This window comes from Pseudomonadota bacterium, from assembly GCA_039028155.1.
Taxonomy (GTDB): domain Bacteria; phylum Pseudomonadota; class Alphaproteobacteria; order SP197; family SP197; genus JANQGO01.
On sequence record JBCCIS010000006.1, the window covers coordinates 1 to 16,548 of the forward strand.

Annotated in this window: 17 protein-coding genes and 1 tRNA gene; 7 read left to right on the forward strand and 11 right to left on the reverse strand. The window is 62.5% G+C overall.

Annotated features, from left to right (window positions below):
- The 3 genes from AAF563_04570 to AAF563_04580 all read right to left on the reverse strand — a co-directional run.
- Nucleotides 1-1,832: ABC transporter permease subunit (locus AAF563_04570; GenBank protein ID MEM7120528.1), on the reverse strand; the 1,832-nt coding region annotated here is incomplete at its 3' end.
- On the reverse strand, nt 1,829-2,854 hold the full coding sequence (locus tag AAF563_04575; protein ID MEM7120529.1) for a glycine betaine/L-proline ABC transporter ATP-binding protein: 1,026 nt from the start codon (nt 2,852-2,854) through the stop codon (nt 1,829-1,831). The genes AAF563_04570 and AAF563_04575, both read right to left, overlap by 4 nt.
- Before the next feature lie 246 nt (nt 2,855-3,100).
- Complete coding sequence (locus tag AAF563_04580; protein ID MEM7120530.1) at nt 3,101-4,060, reverse strand: ABC transporter substrate-binding protein; 960 nt, start codon at nt 4,058-4,060, stop codon at nt 3,101-3,103.
- A gap of 163 nt (nt 4,061-4,223) precedes the next feature.
- Here AAF563_04580 and torR point away from each other — a divergent pair, with 163 nt between their 5' ends.
- Nucleotides 4,224-4,937 carry a two-component system response regulator TorR gene (gene torR / locus AAF563_04585; GenBank protein ID MEM7120531.1) on the forward strand — a complete coding sequence of 238 codons (714 nt, stop codon included), beginning with the start codon at nt 4,224-4,226 and terminating at the stop codon, nt 4,935-4,937.
- Nucleotides 4,938-5,080: 143 nt separating this feature from the next.
- Here the strand turns inward: torR and torS are convergent, their stop codons facing one another.
- On the reverse strand, nt 5,081-8,035 hold the full coding sequence (gene torS, locus AAF563_04590; protein ID MEM7120532.1) for a TMAO reductase system sensor histidine kinase/response regulator TorS: 2,955 nt from the start codon (nt 8,033-8,035) through the stop codon (nt 5,081-5,083).
- Nucleotides 8,036-8,089: 54 nt separating this feature from the next.
- Between torS and torT the strand changes: the two genes are divergently transcribed.
- The 3 genes from torT (at nt 8,090) to AAF563_04605 (ending at nt 11,031) form a co-directional block, all read left to right on the forward strand.
- Nucleotides 8,090-9,166, forward strand: a complete 1,077-nt coding sequence (gene torT / locus AAF563_04595; protein MEM7120533.1) for a TMAO reductase system periplasmic protein TorT — start codon at nt 8,090-8,092, stop codon at nt 9,164-9,166.
- 103 nt (nt 9,167-9,269) lie between these two features.
- On the forward strand, nt 9,270-9,686 hold the full coding sequence (locus AAF563_04600; GenBank protein ID MEM7120534.1) for a nuclear transport factor 2 family protein: 417 nt from the start codon (nt 9,270-9,272) through the stop codon (nt 9,684-9,686).
- Nucleotides 9,670-11,031 carry an MmgE/PrpD family protein gene (locus AAF563_04605; protein ID MEM7120535.1) on the forward strand — a complete coding sequence of 454 codons (1,362 nt, stop codon included), beginning with the start codon at nt 9,670-9,672 and terminating at the stop codon, nt 11,029-11,031. The genes AAF563_04600 and AAF563_04605 overlap by 17 nt, the downstream gene beginning before the upstream one ends.
- Nucleotides 11,032-11,116: 85 nt before the next feature.
- On the opposite strand, the gene AAF563_04610 is transcribed toward AAF563_04605, so the two are convergent.
- The 6 genes from AAF563_04610 to AAF563_04635 all read right to left on the reverse strand — a co-directional run bounded on the left by AAF563_04610 (nt 11,117) and on the right by AAF563_04635 (nt 14,772).
- Complete coding sequence (locus AAF563_04610) at nt 11,117-12,964, reverse strand: aldehyde ferredoxin oxidoreductase family protein (GenBank protein ID MEM7120536.1); 1,848 nt, start codon at nt 12,962-12,964, stop codon at nt 11,117-11,119.
- Nucleotides 12,965-12,985: 21 nt separating this feature from the next.
- Nucleotides 12,986-13,465 (reverse strand): 4Fe-4S dicluster domain-containing protein, encoded by a 480-nt coding sequence (locus tag AAF563_04615; GenBank protein MEM7120537.1) that lies wholly within the window; start codon nt 13,463-13,465, stop codon nt 12,986-12,988.
- A gap of 110 nt (nt 13,466-13,575) precedes the next feature.
- On the reverse strand, nt 13,576-13,887 hold the full coding sequence (locus AAF563_04620) for a hypothetical protein (GenBank protein MEM7120538.1): 312 nt from the start codon (nt 13,885-13,887) through the stop codon (nt 13,576-13,578).
- Nucleotides 13,884-14,138, reverse strand: coding sequence for a MoaD/ThiS family protein (locus tag AAF563_04625; GenBank protein ID MEM7120539.1), 255 nt, complete (start codon nt 14,136-14,138; stop codon nt 13,884-13,886). The genes AAF563_04620 and AAF563_04625 overlap by 4 nt, the downstream gene beginning before the upstream one ends.
- Nucleotides 14,139-14,418: 280 nt before the next feature.
- Nucleotides 14,419-14,571, reverse strand: a complete 153-nt coding sequence (locus tag AAF563_04630; GenBank protein MEM7120540.1) for a hypothetical protein — start codon at nt 14,569-14,571, stop codon at nt 14,419-14,421.
- A 15-nt stretch (nt 14,572-14,586) separates the two neighbouring features.
- A complete protein-coding gene (locus AAF563_04635) occupies nt 14,587-14,772 on the reverse strand; it encodes a hypothetical protein (protein ID MEM7120541.1) in 186 nt (61 codons plus the stop codon).
- A 159-nt stretch (nt 14,773-14,931) separates the two neighbouring features.
- On the opposite strand from AAF563_04635, the gene AAF563_04640 reads away from it, so the two are divergent.
- The 3 genes from AAF563_04640 to AAF563_04650 all read left to right on the forward strand — a co-directional run bounded on the left by AAF563_04640 (nt 14,932) and on the right by AAF563_04650 (nt 16,266).
- Nucleotides 14,932-15,270, forward strand: coding sequence for a helix-turn-helix transcriptional regulator (locus AAF563_04640; protein MEM7120542.1), 339 nt, complete (start codon nt 14,932-14,934; stop codon nt 15,268-15,270).
- Nucleotides 15,257-16,135, forward strand: a complete 879-nt coding sequence (locus AAF563_04645; protein MEM7120543.1) for an ImmA/IrrE family metallo-endopeptidase — start codon at nt 15,257-15,259, stop codon at nt 16,133-16,135. The genes AAF563_04640 and AAF563_04645 overlap by 14 nt, the downstream gene beginning before the upstream one ends.
- A gap of 54 nt (nt 16,136-16,189) precedes the next feature.
- Nucleotides 16,190-16,266: transfer RNA gene (locus tag AAF563_04650), tRNA-Arg, on the forward strand.
- A gap of 5 nt (nt 16,267-16,271) precedes the next feature.
- On the opposite strand, the gene AAF563_04655 is transcribed toward AAF563_04650, so the two are convergent.
- Complete coding sequence (locus tag AAF563_04655; protein MEM7120544.1) at nt 16,272-16,517, reverse strand: hypothetical protein; 246 nt, start codon at nt 16,515-16,517, stop codon at nt 16,272-16,274.
- Nucleotides 16,518-16,548: the final 31 nt, after the last annotated feature.

Here is a 16,548-nt window from a genome sequence, read left to right on the forward strand (position 1 = left end):
CCGATGAAGGCGGCGATGATGACCATGAAGAGCGAGAACATGATCGTCTGGTTGATGCCCAGCATGATCTCCGGGATCGCCAGTGGCATACGCACCTTCCATAGGATCTGGAACGGCGTGCAGCCCGACACGATGGCGGCCTCGATGGTTTCCGACGGCACGTTCCTCAAACCAAAGGTCGTGTAGCGCACGATCGGAATGCTGGCATAGATAACGATCGCCGCGATCGCCGCGACATCGCCGACCTTGAACAGCATGATCACGGGGATCAGGTAGATGAAGGACGGGAAGGTCTGGAAGGTGTCGCAGACCAGCTGGATGAAACGCGAGCGCCACACCGTGCCCGATGCCCAGATGCCGACCGGCATGCCGAAGACAATGCACACGATCAGCGCGAAGGTCACCATGTAGGCGGTGATCGAGGCGCGCTCCCAATAGCCGGCGAACGCGATGAACAGCACGAAAAGCGCGACCGGCACCACCAGCTTCCAGCCACCCAGCCGGTAACCGATACCGACAACCAGCGCGACGACCGCGACCCATGGCACCCATTGGAAGGCGCTGCGCATGGGGATCAGAATATGCAGCAGAAGCGTGTCGCGGAAGACCGAGAGCGCGTCGTAGAAATGTAGCGTGATGTAATCGACAAGGCCGTCCCACAGCGGCGCCGTTGTGATGTAGAGCGCACTGGGAAACTCCTGCGCGGCGGGCGTGATGGCCGCCGCGATGCACGACAGAACGACGATGACGCCGGCGATCGTCAGGAAAGGATGGCGCCGCCACCACGGCCCATCCGGCAGGTGCTCGGGCTGGCGTTCGGAGAGCGCGAGGCTGAGGCGGTCCAGCATGACGGCGATAAAGACGATCGCGACACCGATTTCCAGTGCCTGGCCGATCCTAAGACCCTGCAGGCGGAACAAGAGATCCTGGCCCAAACCCTTGGCGCCGACGAAGGACGCGATAACGACCATCGCCAAACACTGCATGATCACCTGGTTGACGCCGATCATCAGGCTTTCGCGCGCCGCCGGTATCTCGACCTTGTAGAGCATCTGCGCGCGCGTGCAGCCGGCCATGATGCCGGCTTCGCGAATCTCCGGGCGCACGCCGCGCAGACCGACCAGCGTAAGGCGCGCCATGGGCGGCATGGCGAACAGGATCGTCGCGATCGCACCGGCCTTGTGCGAGACGCCGACAAAGATCGCGACGGGGATCAGGTACGAGAAGTGCGGCATCGACTGCATGACGTTCAGGATCGGCCACAACACACGCTCGAACGGCTGCCATTTGGCGGCGATCACGCCCAGGACCAGGCCGATCACGCCGGCGATGGGCGCGGCGACCAGGACCACCGATAGCGTCGTCATCGAATGTTCCCACTTGCCGAACAGCGCGACATAGAAGATGCAGCCGCCGGCCAGAAGCGCCAGGCGCCAGCCCTTCAGCCACCAGCCGAAGACGGCGGCCAGACCGACGACGGCAGGCCAGGGCAGGGACGGGATGCCGGTGCCTTTGAAGCCGGAGACCAGGATGCTGTCCATCAGGTCGAGCGGCCATTCGACCGCCGAGGCAATGGCGCGCGTCACATCGCGGAAGGTGAAGAGACCGAAGATCTCGTGTTTCTTCAACACGTCGACGACGGCGTTGATCCACTCGATGAACGGGATGCGCCAGGCCTCAGGCGTCAGGACCGCCCATTCCGGTAGAATTGGTCGCGCGGCGAGAAGCGCCACGAAGGGCAGAAGAAAGAGCAGCCATGCGCCGGTGCCCAGGCCGCTTGCGCCGCCCTGTGCAGGGCCGGCCGGATCGGCCGATGCGCCGGTCGCGCTCACGGCTCCTTGGCCGGGAACAGCGCGTCCATGACGCGTGCGCGGGTGAGCTGGCCGACGAGCGCGCCGCTTGGATCAACCACGCTGATCGGGCCGTCGGCGTCCAATACACTGCGCGCGACATCGCTCAGCTTGTCGTCGATGCCGACGCGGATATCGCCGAGCGATGCGCCGTTCGCGTCGCTCATCACCTGACGCACGGTCAGGAACTGTTCTTTGGCGATGTTGTTGGTGAACTCGCGCACGTAATCGGTCGCCGGGTTCGTCACCAGTTCTTCGGCCGTGCCGATCTGAACGATCTCGCCCTCGTACATGATGACGATTCGGTCGGCGAGGCGAAGCGCCTCGTCGAAGTCGTGAGTCACAAAGACAATGGTCTTTTGCAACACGTTTTGCAGGCGCAGAAACTCGTCCTGCATCTCGCGCCGGATCAAGGGATCGAGCGCGGAGAACGGTTCGTCCAGGAACCACAGGTCCGGACCGACGGCGAGCGAGCGGGCAATGCCGACACGCTGTTGCTGGCCACCGGAGAGTTCGCGCGGGTAATAGCCATCGCGGCCGTCGAGGCCGACCAGCTCGATCATTTCGAGCGCACGTTTCTCCCGTTCGATGCGGGTGATGCCCTGGACTTCGAGAGGGAAGGCGACGTTCTGCAGGACCGTGCGGTGCGGAAGAAGGGCGAAGTGCTGGAACACCATGCCCATCTTGTGACGCCTCAGCTCGATCATCTGCTTGGCGTCGGCGCTCAGCAGGTCGTCGCCCTCGAAGACGATCTCGCCCGCGGTCGGCTCGATCAGGCGCGCCAAGCAGCGCAGCAGGGTCGATTTGCCGGAGCCGCTTAGACCCATGACGATCAGGATCTCGCCGGGCGCGACCTCCAGCGACGCATCACGCACGGCGGCGATGTAGCCGGCCTCGATCAGCGCTTCGCGGCTCGGCGCGCCGTTGTGTTCTCTCAAGAATCGCTCGGGCGCGGAGCCGAACAGCTTCCAGACGCCGCGACACGATAGAATGGGTTCCGCCATGTGACCGCCCCCGACACGACAAAAAGCTAGGGCGCGATGGTTCTTCTTGACCGGCTAGACGCGCTCTTGATCGGGTCACGGTTTGATTGGGGCAAACCGTGTGAATCCGATTCCTATCAAATAGATAGAGCAGAACCCATTCTGATCTTACTGCGGAGCGATTCAATCAAAATGGGTTCTGCTCTAGGGCCGGTTGAGGGTACCGCGACGACCCCCCATCGCGGTACCCCCTACGCCGGATTGAGCTCAGCTCCCGGCGGATGCCGACCAAGCCTTCCACTTGTCTTCGTTATCAGCCAGCCACTGATCGGCGGCTTCGGACGGCTCCATGCCGTCAACGTCGACCAGCTTGGACATCACGGCGATGTCGAGATTGGAGAAGTTAATCTGCTCGACCACCGCATAGGCGCCCGGCCATTTCTCCTCCATGCCTTCCCAGACGCCAATCTTCAGGTAACCGCCCTTGGGATTGCCGCAGTCATAGGTCGAATCCGGGTTCATGCCCCAGCTGGGATCGTCCAGGCAGCCTTCGCCGTACTCGGGGAACTCGACGAACTTGCCGTCATAGACCGCCTCGATGAAGTTCGGCGTCCAGTTGAACAGCACGATCGGCTCGCCACGCGCCGAGGCGGAGTCGAGCTCAGCCCAAAGCGCCGCCGCCGAACCGGCGTTGACCACCTGGAAGTCCATGCCCAGCGCGTCGACGCGCTCCTGGTCATGTTTCAACCAGTCGACCGGGCCGCCAAGAAAACGGCCGTTCGGCGCGGTTTCCGGAGTCGAGAACTGTGCCGCGCAAGCGTTCAACGCTTCCCAATCGGGCAGGCCGGGGCAGATTTCCTCAACATAGGCCGGGTACCACCACTCCTCGCGGGTCTTGGCGTCGTGGGTCGCGGCATCGACAACGCAGCCCTCGTCGACCACGGCCTCAAAGGCGACGCCGAAGGCGCCCTGCCAGACCTCGTGGACCAGGTCGATATCGCCCTCGCACATGGAGGTGTAGACAACCTGGCTGTCGGCCGGCACGTATTCGACCTCATAACCGGCCTCGTTCAGGATCTTGCCGACGATCTCGGCGCCGACGATCTGGCTTGACCAGTTGTGGATCGGGATTTTGATCGGATCGCTCGAATCGGCCCAGGCCGTCGACGACAGGCCGAGCACGGCTCCCAGAGCCGCCACGCCAATGGCTCTCTTGAACTCTCTCATTCTTTGCCTCCTCAGTCTTACGCCCCGCTGAATGCTTTAGGCCCTTGCCCTGGGGCGCGTTGTTCAGCGGATCGAGGATAGGACGGCGGTGTTGAACAACGAGCGTGCCAGTTGTGTACAATCCGCATGCTTTTATGAAAAAATGTGAAAAAGACGGAGGCGGATGATCGCGGTGAACGCCGAGCGGTTTCATATCCTGGTCGTCGAGGACGACGACGTCACGCGGGCCAAGCTGACCAGCTATCTGGAGGTCGCCGGTTATCGCGTCAGCGAGGCCGCCGACGGCAAGGCGATGCAGCGGGTGCTGCTGTCGGATATGCCGGACCTTCTGCTGCTCGATATCAACCTGCCGGGCGAGGACGGGCTGGAGCTGACCCGGCGCATTCGGCGGCGTTCGGATATCGGCATCATCTTCGTCTCCGGCCGGACCGACGAGGTCGACCGCATTGTCGGTCTGGAAATGGGCGCCGATGACTACATCACCAAGCCGTTCAACCCGCGCGAGGTGATGGCCAGGGTGAAGAACCTGCTGCGGCGAACGCGACGGGCGGCCGGCGATCATCAGGAGGTCCGGCGGTTCTCCGGCTGGCAGTTCGACATGCGCACGCGCACGGTGACCGCGCCGGGCGGCCAGAAGACATCGCTGACCCGCGCGGAGTTCGAACTTCTGTGCGCGTTCACCGATCATCCGGGAACGGTCATGGCGCGCGAACGCCTGTTGAACCATGTCACCCATCGTGTCGAGACGCCGAACGACCGCACGGTCGATGTGCTGGTGCGCCGGCTAAGGCGCAAGTTGGAGACCGATCCGAAGAACCCGGAGCTGATCATCACCGCGCACGGCGAAGGCTACATCTTCGCGGGCGACCACATGTAGAGCAGATCCCACTTTGATGGGATCGCTACGCGATGACATCGACGTGGGTGAATCTGCTCTGTCAATTTTGATGCCGATCGGATTCACGCCTGTTGATTGAGCCACACAGTGGCCCAATCAACAGGCGATCCGATCTAGCGCGGTCAGCCGGTCGCCCGTTCGTTGCGCCAGGCGTCTTGCATGTCGGCGATGGCGGCAACCGAGAGATCGAAGACCGCTGCGAGATCCGCGAGGTCATCTGATGGCGGTTTGAAACCGGGTTCGCGCCGAAGCGTCAACTCCAAGGACTCGCAGACTCGGCCCAGCCGGTAAAGGCCCAGGCTCGTCGCGCCGTTCTTCAGGCTATGCACCATGCGGATCAGCGTCTCCCTGTCGTCGTCATGGGCGGCCTGCTGAATCTGTTCGAGCTGCTTGGGTGCGGTCGCGGCAAAGGTGGCGATCAGATGATCCAGGCGCACGTCGCCCAATGCCTGACGGTCCTGCTGCAGCACGCGCTCGTCGAGCAAGGCCGGCTCGCCACCGTCCGCGTCGTCGGCATCGGCGACGACGACCAGACCGTGGCGGCCTTCCAGGATGACCTTGGCCAGAGTCTCGGCCAGCAGTTCCGGCGAGAGCGGTTTGCCGACAAATGCGTCCATGCCGGCGTCGAGATGCTGGCTGATCTCACTCCTGAAGACATGGGCGGACATGGCGATGACCGGCACGGCGCTGCGTGCGTGGTCGTCCATCTGGCGGATCTGGCGCGTCGCCTCGATGCCGTCGATGCCGGGCAGGCTGATATCCATCAACACCGCGTCGAAGTCGCTCTTGGCGACCAGTTCGACCGCTTCTTCGCCGGTCAATGCCATCACCGGTTCATGACCCATGTGCTGCAGGAATGTCTCGACCACCGCGCCGTTGATCGCGTTGTCCTCGACCACCAGGATGCGGCGTGACCCCAGGCGCTGATCGAGGCCGGGCAGCTCGTCGCCGTGTCGCAGGACGTTGTCGACGCTACCTTCATCAAACGGCAGCTCAAACCAGAACCGGCTGCCTCTGCCCGGTTCGCTCTCGACACCGATCCGACCACCCATGATTTCAACCAGGCGCTTGGAGATGGCGAGCCCAAGGCCGGTGCCCTCCTGGGCGCGTCCGGCGGCGGGGCTCGCCTGGAAGAACGCGTCGAACAGGTGCTGCTGGTCTTTGTCGGCGATGCCGATACCGGTGTCGGTGACGTCGAAACGCAGCGTGTGCCGGCCCTCGGCCGCGATTTCACTGACCGCCAACTCGATCGCACCGTGCTCGGTGAACTTGATGCCATTGCCGATCAGATTGAGCAGCACCTGGCTCAGCTTGCCGGAGTCGCCGATGATCGCCGCCGGCACGTCGCCGCTCACCGATGTCGCGAGGTTGAGGCCCTTTTCGCGTGCACGGAAGCGCATCAGCGCGCTGATGTCGTCGATCAGCGAGCGCAGGTCGAAGGTGACCTCATCGATATCCATGCGCCCGCTCTCGATCTTCGAATAGTCGAGGATGTCGTTGAGGATACCGAGCAAGGTGTGGCTTGCCGAGCGGATGATCGAGAGGCGCTCGCGCTGACTATCGCTCATCGGGCTGTGCTCGAGGATGCGCAGCATGCCCAGGATCCCGTTCATCGGCGTGCGGATCTCATGACTCATGGCGGCAAGGAATTCGGACTTCGCCTGGTTGGCGCGTTCGGCGCGGGCGCGCGCGGCGTCGTGGCTTTCGGCTTCCAGCTTCAGGCGATCGTTGGCTTCGATCAGCTGCGCGGTGCGCTCACGGACGAGTTCTTCCAGCTCGCTCTTGTGCCGGCGCAACTCGATCTCCGTGCGCACGCGTTCTTCTTCCAGGCTGCGCTTGACGATCGCCTGGTCCTTGAAGACCTGCACGGTCTCTGCCATGCGCGTCAGTTCATCACGTCCGGAGACCGGTACCGGAACGGCCAGGTTGCCTTCGGCCAGTTTGTTCATGACGTCGGCCAACCCTGTCAGCCGCCGAACCAGGTTGCGGTTGACGTAGAGCCAGACGATCAGCGTCGCGATAACCAGGAAGATCGCCGTCTGCACCGCCAGGGTGATGCCGCCGACGCCGAACGCACGATCGACAGCTGTCTCCGCAGAGCGTGCGAGTGCCTGCGATCCCGCGACAAGCTGATCGACGCGCTCGCGCATCTGCAGCGAAACCGTCTGGTTCTGCGCCGCGAGCGCGTCCAGGTTCGCGCGAATCGCCAGAACGCGTTCGCGCAAGGCAAAGACATCGTCGGCGCCACCGGGATGCACCCTTGTGAGCTGGTCAACAAAGTCATTGGCCTGGATCAGCCGTGCGGGGTCCTGAATGCTCTGGACGCGCCGTTCGATGATGCCGACATTGTGGGCATAAGTTGATTCAAGCCAGTCGACCTCATCCGTTGTTGCCGTGCGGTTGAGTTGATTGAGCAACAAACCGACTTCGGAGCTGCGCAGCCTCAGCTCGAACATGCGCTCCATCATAAAGATGTCCTGTTCAAGCAGCCGGTCGAGCGCGCCGAGTGAACGTTCTGTTCCGTCATCCCCTCCGACGATTTCGTAAAGGTTGGAGATCACCGCGGTGGTGCCGGCCGAGGCGTTGGCGACCAACGTCTCCGACAGATAATAAAGCTCCGTTGCCGCCTCCAGGCTGGCACCGATGCGCTCGGCAAAGGTCTCGTCGAGCGCGAGGCGTTCCTCGACGAGCGCGTTCTGGCTGTGCAGGTTCTCGATCAGGCTGGCGGCAAGCGCGCGCACCGGCGCGACATCCTGGTCGTCGTAGCCATAGGCGACCATGCGGTTCAGGAGATCCTGCAGTTCGACTGCGCGGGCGAACAAGCGGTCGGCCTCGGCGATCCGCTGTTCCTGGGACTCCGTGTTGTCCAGCACCGCGCCGCCGGCGATGATCTGGCCGGCCAGGTCGGCGATCTTATGGGCGTCGGCGACCGCGGGCAGCGCGCGCTCGGTGATCGTCGACTGGGCCTCTTCCACATGGGACAGGATCCACCAGCCGATCAGACCGCCGATCAGCGAAAATGCCGTGATGCCGGCGAACGCGATAAACAGCCGTCCGCCAATGCCAAGACGCCACACGTTAAGCCTCCCGTCCGGCTTTCGCGTCGTGAAGCCGGTATGCCATGATAGCCCATGATCTCGATTTGCCGAAAACTCGCTGCCCGCTTGGGCGTTCCGGCGGTCCTTGGACTGATGCTGAGCGCGGTACCTGGCCACGCCCAGGAGACCTGGAGCGTCGAGGCTTGGTCTGAGCCGTTCGACTACCGCAGCCCGTCGACGACGCTCGATTACGCGCCGCTGGCCGCGGTGTCGCGGCCGTGGCGCCTCTGCGCGTCTTACCCGCACCTGAAGGACTCCTATTGGATCTCCGTCAACTACGGCATGGTCGAGGAGGCGCGCCGGCTGGGCATCCGCCTGGAGGTTGTCGAAGCCGGCGGTTATCCCAATGTCGAGCGCCAGATCGCCCAGGTGCGCGAATGCGCGGAAAACGCCGATATCCTGCTGCTGGGTACGGTCAGCTTCGACGGTCTGACCGAGACAGTGCTGGAGATCGCCACGGATATTCCCGTCATCGCCGTCGTCAACGATATCGCCGATCCCGGCGTCACCGCGAAGACCGGCGTGTGGTGGGTGACCATGGGCCGCATGGTCGGCGACTACTTGGCCGAACTCCATCCGGCGGGCTCCGACCCGGTCAAGGTCGCGTGGTTCCCGGGCCCCGACGGCTCGGGCTGGGTGCCCTTCGTCGAGGAGGGTTTCCGCGGCGGGCTTGAGGCGAGCTCGGCCGAGATCGTCGTCACGAAGTACGGTGACACCGGCAAGGAGATCCAGCTGATCCTGGTCGAAGAGGCGCTCGAAGAACGCCCGGACGTCGACTACATCGTCGGCAGCGCCGTGGCCGCCGAGGCGGCGGTCAGCGTGCTACGCGCGCGCGGCCTCTCCGACGACATCCAGGTCCTCGCGGACTACTTCACCCACGCCGTCTATCGCGGCATCAAGCGCGACCGCATCCTGGCCGCGCCGACCGACTTCCCGGTGCTGCAGGGTCGGCTGGGCATTGACCAGGCTGTGCGCATGCTGGAGGGCGAGTTGGAGATCCTCCACGTCGGCCCGGCGATCCAGATGGTGACGCCGGACAATGTCGATGTCATCGGCACGACGGAGTCGCTGGCACCCGCCTCGTTCACGCCGACCTTTGTGGTGGAGTAGATGGAGGCGGCTTTTCAGCGCTATCTTGAACACCTTATGACCAACGACTACCTTCGCGCGCGCGACCGTGAACCCAGACACTTGCAGCTCAGGGAAAGACCGCATGATTTTCACGCAGGACCAGTTCGAGGCCTATGAAAAGGCGTTCAACAACGCGCCGGACAAGAGCGCGGTGTTCGACACCTATTATGATCCCGACGCCGTCTTCATCCATCCCTTCAAGGGCACGTTCAAAGGCAAGGACGAGCTGGTTGGCTTTTGGAACGCCGGCAAAAATTCAGGTCATGACGGTATTCACGAGATCCTGCACCTGAAGAACTTCATGGCGAACGACGATAAGGTCGCTGTCGAGTTGGACATCGAATGGCGGTGCCTGAAGGATACCGACTACCTGGGACCCCGCAAGGCCGGCGAGGTGTTCTGGGGCCATTGCGCCGCGTTCTATACGCTCAAGAACGACAAGTTCGCGAGGGTGCAAATTTATCTGAACCTGGCGAAGTCCGATGACGAAACTCATTGAAGAGAGACTGTCGGAGTTCGCCCTCGACACGTTCAACGCGACGATCGACTCGGATACCGCGCACATCCTGAGGCGCAATCTCATCGACTCCTACGCCGGCATTTGCGGGTCGTTGTACGACACCGAAATGCTCACCAAGTTCGAACGCATGATCGATATTGCCCCGGTCGGCGACGGCGTGCAGGTCTGGGGCGTCGACAAGAAAGCAACGCATGCCGACTCGCTCTTCCTGAACGCGATTCTCGGACGCCGCAGCGATCTTCTGAACACTTACTTCTCGCCAAACAACATGGGCGTGGCGCATCCGTCCGACAACATCTCGCTGGTTCTGACGCTGGCCGACTGGCTCGGCAAGTCCGGCGACGAGGTGCTGCGGCTCAGCCACGTCGCCTACATGCTGGCGGGGGTCTACTCCGACTACTATTTCCCGGAATCTGTCGAGTACGATCACGACGCGGCGGCGATCTTCTATACGACGCTGGTTATCGGTTGCGCGCTCGGCTTGAGCGCTGACGAACTGACCAACGCCCAGCGCATCGCCGGTGGCCTGGGGCTCGATACCAACCAGCCGTCGCGCGACCGTGTGACCGACTGGAAACACTGCACCTACGCATCCTGCGCCTTGCGCGGGTTGTTCGCCGCCAAGATGGCCCAGGCGGGCATCGAAGGCCCTTATGAGATCTACCAAGGCACGGCGGGTATCGATCGGTTCTTCCCTCATGTCGATGACATCTTTGAACCGACGCCTGATTTGGGTTCGATCGTCTTCAAACGTTGGCCGGCGCTTGTGTTCTGCCAGACGCCGATCGATGTCGCGCTTGATCTGGTGCCGAAGATTGGCGATGCCACGTCGATCGATAAGATCGAGGTCGCCACTTACAAGATGTGCGTCAACATCGCCGCTGGCGAGACCGCGTGGCAGCCCGACAGCCGTGCCGGGCGAACCCATTCGCTGCCCTATTGTGTCGCCGCCGTCCTGACCAAGGGTTCGATCGCCTATCAGGATTTCGATGAGCCGTTCGCAAACGATCCGACGCTGAACGCGCTCATGGCGAAAGTGTCGGTCAACGAGGACGCATCAATCACCGCTGCCTTTCCGGCCAAGTCGGCGTGCACGATTACCGTGACCCACAGCGATGGCACAACGACAACAGCGTCACGCGATTGCCCGCGCGGCGACCCTGCCGATCCGCTGAGCGACGCGGAGATCGAAGACAAGCTCAAAACCTACTTCTTTTTTGCCGAAGGCAACGAGGTGGCCGACATCATCGACCGTATCAAACACCTCGACCAACAGCCGAATATTGACGATCTGGTTGCGCCGCTGAAACGCCGCCGCATTTAGCGGCGCTTGTCTCACGGTTGCCGAACAAGAAAACGCGGGCGCTCCCGGTGGGAAGCGCCCGCGCTGTTTAAGGACGAAAGGACGGTCAGACCGCCAGGCGGCTGAGCGTCTCATTGGTCGGTACGCCATCGACCGTCCAGCCGCGTGCCGCGTAGTACTCCGGCAGCATCTTGTCGAGCTGATTGGTCAGGCCTTCAGCCGGGCCGGTCTTGGCCGCGTCCTTCAAGAGCCGTTGCGGCAGGTTGTCGTCCTTGCCGGTGAAGCCCGCCGCCAGGTTGAACTGACGCTCCATGTTCCAGATGCGCTCGCCGACCTCCAGCAGGTAATCGACTGTCCACTCGCCTTCGCAGGCCGCGTCGATCTGCGGTGCCACGTCGTCGAGTGTCCAGGCGAACGAGGTAAAGATGCAGATGCCAGCCGAATCGAAGACCGCCGTGGCGTCCTGGAACGCCTTGACCAGGCCGGCCTTGCCGTCGGGCACCAGCGGGTCGGTCTTTTCGGGAATGCCAAGCACTTCGGACGCCACCGTATAGCCGCGCAGATGGCAGGCGCCCCGGTTCGACGTGGCATAGGCCAGACCCATGCCCTGGATGCCGCGGGAGTCGTAGGCCGGGAACTCCTGGCCTTTGACGCTCATGGAGAGTTCGGGCTTGCCGTATTTCTCACAGAACAGCTTGGAGCCCAGACCGATCTCCGCACCGAAACCCTCGCCCTTGCCGCACAGTTCGGTGACCGCGGTCAGCGCTTCGGCGCTGCCGAAGTTAAGCTCGATCCCGCCGGTCTGCGCCGTCGTTAGCACGCCGTCTTCATAAAGCTCCATGGCCGCGCCCACCGTGGCGCCGAGCGAGATCGGGTCCATGCCCTGCTCGTTGCAGATGAAGTTGGCGAAGGTCAGCGCGTCCAGGTCGTTGACGCCCGTCGCCGCGCCAAGCGCCCATGCCGCTTCGTATTCCAGACCGCCGGAGACGATCTGGTATTGCGGGCGGTCCTTGACCGTATAGTGGGTGCGCTCAATCTGTGACACGCGTCCGCAGGCGATGGTGCAGGCGAAGCAGGCGGCGTTGGTGATCAGGTTCGCCTTGCCGTCGCTGTCGCGCTTGGCGACCATGGCCTCGGCGGAGATATCGCCGGCGCCTTCGAACTGCACGTCGCGGTGGTTGCGGGTCGGCAGCGCGCCGGTCTCGTTGATGACGTTCATCAAGACCTGGGTGCCATAGGCCGGCAGGCCCTCACCGGTCACCGCGTTGCCGGCCAGGACTTCCTTACCGGCGGCGGTCGCTGCCATGAACGCCTTGGTGTCCTTGACCGGAACGCCCTTGGTGCCGCGGATGGCGACGGCCTTCAGGTTCTTCGAACCCATCACCGCGCCGACGCCGGAACGCCCGGCGGCCCGGTCCATGTCGTTGACGACGCAGGCAATCTTGACGCCCTTTTCGCCGGAGACGCCGATCGAGGCGACGCGGATCAAGGGATCGCCGTGCTTTTCCTTGATGCCTTCTTCGACATCCCAGCACGATGCGCCCCAGTAGTCGCCGGCGTCGATCAGCTCGGCGTTGTCATCTTGAAGCAGCAGGTAGACCGGCTTGGGCGACTTGCCCTCGAAGATGATCATATCCCAGCCGGCGTTCTTCATTTCGTTGCCGAAGAAACCGCCGGAGTTCGAACACGCGATCGCGCCGGTCAGCGCGCCCTTGGTGACGACCGAATAACGGCCCGCGGTCGAAGCGCAGGTGCCGGTCAAGGGGCCGGTCGTCATGATCAGCTTGTTGTCCGGCGACATCGGATCGACCTTGGGGTCGATTTCCTCCGAGAGGTACTTGGTCGCCAGGCCGCGCTGACCCAGATACTTGCGCGCCCATTCCATGTTGAGAGGTTCGGCCTTGCAGGTGCCGTTTGTCAGGTCGACTCTCAGGATCTGTTCTGCCCATGCCATGATCTGTCTCCCTCTATCTCGCTACGCCGATGCCTGAGCCGAATTGTCGGTCTTGTCGGCCCACTGGCGCATCTTGTCCAAACCGGTCCAGTTGGCGTCCACATAGGTGATCGCCTCGGTCGGACAGGCCTTGGCGCATTCGGGATCGCCCTCGCACAGGTCGCATTTCACGACCTTGCCGGTGGCCTGGTTGTAGTTGATGGTGCCGAACGGACACGCGATGGTGCAGACCTTGCAGCCAACGCAGACGTCGTCCAGCACCTCGACTGCGCCGGTCTCCTTGCTGCGCACCAGCGCATCGACCGGGCAGGCTTCCGCGCACCAAGCCTCGGCACATTGGGTGCAGGTATAGGGAACCGCGCGACCCTGGGCGTGGAACCGGAAGACCTTGATGCGCGATTTCGTGGGGTTGAAGACCCCTTCGTTGTCCAGAGAACAGGCCATTTCGCACTGCAAACAGCCGGTACACTTCTCAGGATCAATGAGTAGTGACTTATGCATAGTTGCCCCTTTGCATTGTCAATTGCTCTTAGTGGGGCATCTTAGGAAACCCGCGCGCAGATGGAAACGCCAATCGTGGCGGGCCGCCGGGGCCCGGTCGGCGTGGCGCGTCAGCCGCCGCCGCGCTGGAACGTGCGGTCGAAGCGCTCCAGGAAACTTTTTTGCTCGCCGGGGTCGAGACCGCGAAAGGTTATCTCCACCTTGCTAAGTTCGATGCTCAACAGGCTGGTGATCACGCGCCGCGGCATCTCGGTCAGCGTGATCGTGATGCCGCGCTCGGCCGTTCCGATGGTCGCCCCGGCCGGCCCGACCTCATAGGTCCATCCGTCGAGGGCTCTGGGCAAAAGGCGCGCGAAATCGGCCGGCGTCAGGGCCATGTCCTTGACGATGCGGTCGGTTGTCTGGCTCGACGAACCGGTCAACCGCCGGCGACCGGGGGCCAGATCGCGACCGTGTCGCCGTCTGCCAGCGCTGCCGAGGCCCGCTGGGCCGGCGGTACGAAGACGCCGTTCAGCAGCACCAGATGGCAGCGCTCGGTCGGCACCTTCAATTCGTTGATCGCCGCGCCGACCGTGCCGTCTTCGGGCAGCGCAAGTCGAATCGCGTTGTCCTTGGCCTCAGGGGGCAGGAATTCGCCCAACGAGGCAAAGAGTTTGACCGTGATGTTCGCCATCTTGGGGTCTTTCCCGGTTGACCTGTTTGCCGACGATAACACGCGCCGCGTCGCGCGAAATCCTCGCGCGCACCAACCTGACCCCTTCGTGATCGATGGCGCGCCCGGCAGGACTCGAACCTGCGACCCCAGGATTAGGAATCCTGTGCTCGCTGGGCGAGAAGTGCATCCTGCTCAAGGTGTTGTGTCGACGCGAGACGGACCGAACACCGAATAAGCTCCGAACGGTCGAAACAGATCGGAATGATGGAAGGGGCGGGCGCGAACGACCCGCCGTCCTTCACTTCTTGCCCTTGCGCCTTGCCTTTCTGTCCGGCGCCTGAGTGAGTGCCGACGCTGCGACGCTCCGCACGCGTTTCGGCGTCTTGGGGTTGGACAGCAGCTTCGACGCTTTCGAGGCCACCGATTTGGAAGTCCGCTCGTTCTTCGGCATAGGTCTTCCTCCTAGCTAGGCGTGTTGAATGAGCTTCCAGGTTACCGCCCTGCCGTCGTAGGGGGGCATGCGGTTTCCCTTCGCAATGGGGGCGGTGGTGGAGGGGTTCCCGACGACTTTCCAGACCCCGCTCTCGGGGCAGATCTCGCCGGTCTTTGCGGTCGTGCCAATCGGTGCACGACGGGTCGCGGTCTTAACCATGTCTTCAGTTCCTTCTTCTCTGGCCGTCCGGTATGGGCAGCCGAATGCGTATCAGTGTATCTGACGGATGGCGCTTGTCAAGCACGGTGCTATGATTCCGTCCGATTGACCTGACGGCAGACGTTCGTCGTATGCTTTGTTGAATCGTGGAGGTGCTCGGTGTCGCTTGCGACTAGGATCAGAGAACTCCGGCTCCAGAAAGGCGAATCCCTTCAGGAGCTGGCGGACGCCATCGGTGTGTCCAAGACGCATGTTTGGGAGATGGAAAAAGGCCGGAGTCAGAATCCTTCGATTGAGATTCTCTCGAGCCTCGCTGACCACTTCAAAGTCACAGTAGCGGACCTTGCTGGCGAAAACCCGAGCGCTGCTGGCGGCGATGCCGAGGTGATGCGAATGTTCCGGCAGGTAGGCAAACTGTCGGATAACGATCGAGCAATGCTCGATGACATGATCCAGGTAATGCTGAAGCGTCAGCGAGAACGTGATGCTTCAGATTGACCGGATGGAGGTCGACGATGTCGGCGGCAACCCGAGAAAACTCGCGCTCGCCGTGCTCAAGCAACTGCGAGACTTGGCGCCGCCGGTGCCTGTCAGGGAAATCGCCGAGGCCCTCGACATTTATGAGATACGGGAGGAACAGCTGACGGGGCTTGAGGGCTGTCTCATCACTACGGACGACAAGTCTGACGGCGCAATCCTCGTCAACAGCGACGGATCAGAGCAGCGGAAGAGGTACACAATCGGGCACGAACTGGGCCACTACGTTAACCCATTTCACAAGCCGGTATCGGCGGAGGGTTTTCGCTGCAGCTCATCGGACATGAGCGTTGAGCAGTTCAGCGCCGGAAACCGAGCCCTCCGAATGGAAGTCGAGGCGAACACTTTCGCCGCTGAACTGCTGATGCCCGCGCAACTGTTTCGAAGCCGGCTCGACCGCATTGGCGGGCTCGACCTTGGGCACATCTTATCGTTGGCGGATGAGTTTTGTGTGAGCCGCGAGGCGACCGCCAGAAGGTGCGTTGCGATGGCGGATGAACCGATAGCCGTCGTTTTTTCCAATCGCGGAGTCATACGATACGTTAAGAGACATCCGAGTTTCCCAAGGCTGAACGTGTGGAGTGGCGACAGGTTGCCGGTGGTTTCGCTGTCGGCGCTGAGCTCCTTGCAAATCGGAGAGCTATCGGAATGGGATGTTGTGGCGAGTGACGTGTGGTTGGATGATCGAGAACATCAGCTCATCTGCGAACAGACGCTAGCTCAGCGAAATGGGTTTCGGATGACCCTCTTGTCGCTTGAGAATCCGTCAGTCGATGACGACGAACAAGAATATGACCAGTGGGCGTCCCCCACATTTCGACGCTAGCCTCGTCAAGCGGCGTTGTGCTTGTTCGCGTGGTCGATGTATCAATGTCAGTGTGCGCCCGTAGCTCAGCTGGATAGAGCACGAGATTCCTAATCTCGGGGTCGCAGGTTCGAGTCCTGCCGGGCGCGCCACCGATTCATCGCTTTAGCGCCCAGATTCCCTTCGGCGTAGCGTCGGCTGCGGCCATCCTGCCCTCGTCGCGAAGTCGTTTCGCCGCCCATCGCATGTCGTACTGCCAAGTGTAAAAGAGGTCGCGAGAAGCGCGCAGGTCGGTCTCGTGATGGGCCCAGATGTGCTTCGCCACGTCAACGATACTTGCCTCGCCGCCGTACTCGGCCAAAGCATCGTGAACCCAGCTCGTAAAGTCTTGTCGCGTGGCCACTCAACCCTCCTCTTGCAAATTTCTCTCCGTG